The 5,229-nt window shown below is 66.6% G+C and carries 3 protein-coding genes; all 3 read left to right on the forward strand.

Annotation, left to right across the window (positions count from 1 at the left end):
* Nucleotides 1–861: lysine--tRNA ligase (locus tag AC1DQP_RS16035; RefSeq protein ID WP_478051995.1), on the forward strand; the 861-nt coding region annotated here is incomplete at its 5' end.
* 195 nt (nt 862–1,056) lie between these two features.
* A complete protein-coding gene (rpfG, locus tag AC1DQP_RS16040; protein WP_256777169.1) occupies nt 1,057–2,196 on the forward strand; it encodes a cyclic di-GMP phosphodiesterase response regulator RpfG in 1,140 nt (379 codons plus the stop codon).
* A gap of 1 nt (nt 2,197) precedes the next feature.
* Nucleotides 2,198–5,155 (forward strand): ATP-binding protein, encoded by a 2,958-nt coding sequence (locus AC1DQP_RS16045; protein ID WP_478051996.1) that lies wholly within the window; start codon nt 2,198–2,200, stop codon nt 5,153–5,155.
* Nucleotides 5,156–5,229: the final 74 nt, after the last annotated feature.

A 5,229-nucleotide genomic window follows, 5' to 3' on the forward strand; every position in this document is an offset into this window, starting at 1 on the left:
GCCAAGCCGTTCACCACCCACCACAACGCGCTGGACCTGGACCTGTACCTGCGCGTGGCCCCGGAGCTGTACCTCAAGCGCCTGGTCGTGGGTGGGCTGGAGCGCGTCTACGAGATCAACCGCAACTTCCGCAACGAAGGCGTGAGCACCCGCCACAACCCGGAATTCACCATGATGGAGCTGTACGAGGCCTACGCCACGTACACCGAAGTGATGGACCTGACCGAAGGGGTGATCCGCGACGTGGCCAACCAGGTGCTGGGCACGACTACGGTGACCTGGGACGGCGCCACCATCGACCTGGCCCCGGCCTTCCGCCGCTGGCGCATGGACGAGGCGGTGCGCCACCACAACCCGGAAATCAGCGCCGCCGACTGCACCGACCGCGACGCGCTGGCTGCCCATTGCGAGCGCCTGAAGATCCGCATCAAGCCGTCCTACGGCTGGGGCAAGCTGCTGCTGGAGATCTTCGAAGCTACCGTCGAGCACACGCTGGTGCAGCCGACCTTCATCACCGACCACCCGGTCGAGGTCTCCCCCCTGGCCCGTGCCAACGACGACCAGCCCGGCTACACCGACCGCTTCGAGCTGTTCATCAACGGCAAGGAACTGGCCAACGGCTTCTCCGAGTTGAACGACCCGGAAGACCAGGCCGCCCGTTTCCAGGCCCAGGTGACGGCCAAGGAAGGCGGCGACGACGAGGCCATGCACTACGACGCCGATTACATCCGTGCGCTGGAGTACGGCATGGCCCCGACCGGCGGCCTGGGTATCGGCATCGACCGTCTGGTGATGCTGCTCACCGGCAGCAGTTCGATTCGTGATGTACTGCTGTTCCCCTATATGCGTCCGGAAAACTGAGACGTAGGTCCGGCTGCCAAGGGAGGGCAGCCGGGGCGGGGTTCCGCTGAGGTGGCCGCGCGCGTATGGTTTCTGCGTGGCCTTCCCGGTAGACGCCGTGATGGCCAGGGCGATGATCGGTCCGGTGGTGCGTGACATCCGCATCACACCGCGACCACGATCATGAACCGGGAGATCACGACGGGAGGCGGATCCATGCAAGGTGCCAGTGTGCAGAGTGGCGGAGTATTCTCTCCGCAGCATGTTCCAGTGTGGTCCAGGAAGACGGCGGAAGCATCCTTGAATATTGTCATCGTTGACGACCAGACGTCCGCGCGCACCATGCTCCGTCATGTCATCGAGGACATCGCGCCGGAACTGAGCGTGCACGACTTCGGGGATCCGCTCACCGCGCTGGCCTGGTGCGAATCGCACCCGGTGGACCTGCTGCTGCTCGACTACCGCATGCCGGAGATGGATGGGCTGGAGTTCGCCCGCCGCTTCCGCCGGTTGCCCAAGCACCGCGACATCCCGGTGATCCTGATCACCGTGGTCGGTGACGAGCCGATCCGCCAGGCCGCGCTCGAAGCGGGCGTCATCGATTTCCTGGTCAAGCCGATCCGCCCGCGCGAACTGCGCGCGCGCTGCTACAACCTCTTGCAGTTGCGCCAGCAGTCGGAAAACGTCAAGCAACGCGCGCTGTCGCTGGAACAGCGCCTGCTGGCCAGCATGCATGAAGTGGAAGAGCGCGAACGCGAAACGCTGTCGCGGCTGGCGCGTGCGATCGAGTTCCGTGATGCCGGCACCAGTGCCTACCTGGAGCGCATGGCGCACGTGGCCGGGTTGATCGCCGAGCAGCTCGGCCTGCCCGAGGACGAGTGCAAGCTGATCGAGATGGCGGCGCCCCTGCACGATATGGGCAAGATCGCCATCCCCGATGCGGTGCTGCTCAAGCAGGGCAAGCTCAACGAAGAGGAGCTGGCGATCATGCGCCGGCACCCGCGTATCGGCTATGAGCTGCTGAGCGGCAGCCAGAACCGTTTCATCCAGGTCGGTGCGTTGATCGCACTGCGCCATCACGAACGTTATGACGGCAGCGGGTATCCCGACGGCCTGATCGGCGATGCGATCCCGCTGGAAGCGCGGATCGTGGCGGTTGCCGATGTATTCGATGCCCTGATCTCACCCCGACCGTACAAGGAAGCATGGACGATGGAAGCGACGTTGGCCTACCTCTACGCACAGCGTGGCCGGCTGTTCGACCCGCGTTGCGTGGACGCGCTGCTGCGCGGCCGGCAACAGCTGGACGAAATCTGCGCCCAGCACTCGACCGCCTCGACCCGCCCGGGGATGTGACATGCATGGCCTGCTCCAGCGCCTCAAGCAGCGGCTGGACACGATGCGCGGCCATGCGTTCGTCCGGTTCTTTCCTGCCACGCTGGTGTCGCTGGTCGCACTGGCGGTGCTCGCGCCCGCGCAGTGGTGGATCGGTGCGACGCTGGTCGTGGCCGCCGCTCTCATCCACGTGAGCCGGTCGGCACACGCGGGACGACGCGCGTCGAATGGCTCCAACGCCGGCCGCGGCATCCTCGCCGAGCTGCGTGCGCGGCTGTCCAATCGACCCGACAGCGAGCACCTCCAGAACTTCATCCGGATTGCGATCACCGCGTTGTTCATCGGCTATCTCGGCTGGCGCTATACGCAGGTGGGGGGCGACATTCTGCGCGTGACGTGGCTGATCCTGGCAGTCGAGCTGGCCGTGGCGATGCTGTTGCTGGCGGGTCTGTTGGCGCGACCGGGCGTGTCGCGCGCGCGGCGTACCGTGGGGATGGTCACCGATTACGCCTGCATGGGCGCGATCATGACCCTGCAGGGAGAACCGGCGGCGTTGCTGTATGTGGTGCTGCTTTGGGTCACCATCGGCAATGGCATGCGCTATGGGCGCGGCTACCTGCATGCCGCCACCGCGATGGGCTGCGCGGCGTTCCTCTGCGCACTCCTGTTTTCCCCGTACTGGGCCGGACACCATCTACTCGGCTGGGGACTGCTGCTGGGACTGGGCATGACCCCGCTGTACTTCGTCGGCATCAGCCGGGCCGCGCCCCCGGCCGCCGCCGACCCGCGTACGGCGGCGGTGGGACCGGTGCATCGCCTCTACCTGCAGGTAAAGGAGCGCCTGACCAAGCGTTCGGACAGCGAGCACGGCCAGGCCATCGTGCGTATCGTGTTGATCACGCTGATCCTGGGCTATGTGCTCATGCCCAGCGTGCGCCACGACCTGCCGCCGGCGCAGCATCACGGCGTGCTGGCGATCGTGCTGACCGGGCTGTTCCTGTCGATCACGCTGTTTGCCTGGCTGCTGGTGCGGCCGGCGCGCTCGGATCCGCGGCGTATCGCCGGGATGCTGGCCGATTACGGCCTGATCGCCGCAGGCATGGTGCAGATGGGCGAGCCGCTGGCGTGGGTCTACATCGTGGTGATGTGGGTGACCGTGGGCAACGGCATGCGCTACGGGAACAATTATCTGTACGCAGCCGTGGCCATGGCGCTGGGCAGCTTCGGCTACACCATGTTGGCCACGCCCTATTGGGAACAGAACGGTCGCCTGGGCTTCGGGCTCTGGCTCGGGTTGGCGGCGGTGCCGCTGTACTTCTCCAGCCTGCTGCGTCAGTTGACCCACGCCATGGACGAGGCGCGTCGCGCCAGCGAGGCCAAGAGCCGGTTCCTGGCCAACATGAGCCATGAATTCCGCACGCCGCTCAATGGCCTGTCGGGGATGACCGAAGTGCTGGCCACCACGCAGCTGGATGAAGAGCAGCGCGAGTGCGTCAGCACCATCCAGGCCTCCTCCCGCAGCCTGCTGGCACTGGTGGAGGAGGTGCTGGACATCTCGGCCATCGAGGCGGGCAAGCTGCGGGTGCTGGCCGAGGATTTCTCGCTGGCCGATGTGATGCAGTCCATCGGGCTGATCCTGTTGCCGCAGGCCAAGGTCAAGCGTCTGGCCTACCAGGTCAAGGTGGATGACGCGGTGCCGGCGCGGCTGCGCGGCGACCTGGGCCATCTGCGGCAGATCCTGCTCAACCTGGCTGGCAACGCGGTCAAGTTCACCGACCACGGCAAGGTCGAGATCCGGGTGTCGCTGCTGCGCGATGACGGGCAGGGCAACGTGCGGATCCGGTTCGACATCCTCGATACCGGTATCGGCGTGGTCCCGGCCATGCGTCCGCGGTTGTTCGAGGCCTTCGAGCAGGCCGATGTGAGCATGGCGCGTCGGCACGAGGGCACCGGGCTGGGCACGACCATTGCCAAGGGCCTGGTGGAGGCGATGGGCGGGCAGATCGGCTTTGCCGAGAACCCGCCGCAGGGCAGCTGCTTCTGGTTCGAGCTGCCGTTTGCACTTCCCCCGGTGGTCGCCGGCGAGTTCACCCCGGCGGTGGTCGGCGAGAGCGTGCCCGGCAGCGGCAACAACGTGATCGCGTTTGCCGACCCGTTCCTGCGCCATCGCGCACGCGTGCGCAGCATGAAGATTCTGGTGGCCGACGATCATCAGGCCAATCGCCTGGTGCTGCAGCGGCTGCTGCAGAAGGCCGGGCACAAGGTGGTATGCGTCAACGATGCCGAGGCGGTGCTGGATGCGTTGGCCGAAAGCGATTACGACGTGGCCATCGCCGATCTGCACATGCCGGGGATGAGCGGGCTGGACATGCTCAAGGAGCTGCGGGTGATGCAGGCCGGCGGTGCACCGCGCACACCGGTATTGATCCTCAGCGCCGATGTGACGCCCGAGGCGATCCAGCAGTGCACCCAGGCCGGCGCGCACACCTTCTTCGGCAAGCCGGTGGTGGCGGTGCGGCTGCTGGATACGCTGGCCGATATCGCCACCAACGACCAGTTGCGGGCCACGGCGCCGGTGGTGCATGTGTCGGTGGCGCCCGACGGCGTGCTCGATCCGGGCGTGCTCGATGAGCTGGCGTCGCTGGGGTTGGGGGAGGCGTTCGAGCAGGAGTTCGTTCGCCAATGCCTGGAGGATGCGCGGCAGTGCATCGAGGTGGCCGCCGCCGATGGCGAGCGCGCTGACTGGGTGCATCTGCGCGAGCAGGCGCACGCGATCAAGGGCGTGGCCGGCAACCTCGGGCTGGTGCGCGTGGCGCATCGTGCCGGTGAGGTGATGCGCATGGCCGACTGGCAGTTGAAGACCGAGTGGCGCGAGCGGATCAACCAGATCCGCACCGGGATGAAAGAGGGCCGTGCGGCGCTCGAGGCCCGCGCGCAGAAGCGCGACGCGCGCGAGGATGGTGGTAGCGACGTGCGGTGATCGACCGCTTGCTACCGGATTGGGCGGGGGTGTGTGGGTTCGCGTGACACGCTGCAAGTACGTCCATGTAAGCT

It is taken from the genome of Stenotrophomonas sp. P5_A8 (genome assembly GCF_056400545.1).

Coding starts and splice junctions, on each gene's coding strand:
- rpfG (WP_256777169.1), top strand. CDS start 1,057: ATGCAAGGTGCCAGTGTGCAGAGTGGCGGAGTATTCTCTCCGCAGCAT.
- AC1DQP_RS16045 (WP_478051996.1), top strand. CDS start 2,198: ATGCATGGCCTGCTCCAGCGCCTCAAGCAGCGGCTGGACACGATGCGC.